Annotated in this window: 1 protein-coding gene; it reads right to left on the bottom strand. The window is 36.7% G+C overall.

The features are described 5' to 3' along the window. Nucleotides 1-235: hypothetical protein (locus tag ACYVTD_RS17450; RefSeq protein ID WP_461248893.1), on the bottom strand; the 235-nt coding region annotated here is incomplete at its 3' end. Between the last annotated feature and the right edge of the window lie 166 nt (nt 236-401).

Here is a 401-nt window from a genome sequence, read left to right as displayed (position 1 = left end):
CCGCGTCGAATGTATAAAACAGCCCGGCCCTGCACTCCCTTCGCTCCCTTGCCCGCCACAACGAAGCCTCCGCCCATGCTTCGTCTTGGGTTTTTTGAATTCTGGCAAAATTAGCTTCTAAATCGTCCCATGTAACCTTTTTGGGAGCTTTTTTTACGGGTTTTTTACGAGTCTTTAAAGTTTTTGTTTGGCGAGAATTTTTTACTGTCTTTTTTACTTTTGTTTTTATAGGCATTTTATCCTCTGGGATTAATATAACTTGAATCTTAATTTTTGACAAGAAAAAAGAGTATAAGTAAGAGCAGAAAATAACAAAAAATTTTCAAAATTCTTTCCGCTAAAGGCAAGCAAAATACATCTGCGCGCATATATATAGGTATAACTTTCTTTTGAAGGTTTTA

Source organism: Treponema sp. R6D11 (assembly GCF_054786075.1).
Note: the sequence above shows the minus strand (reverse complement) of the source record. Positions and strands in the feature narration are given on the sequence as shown.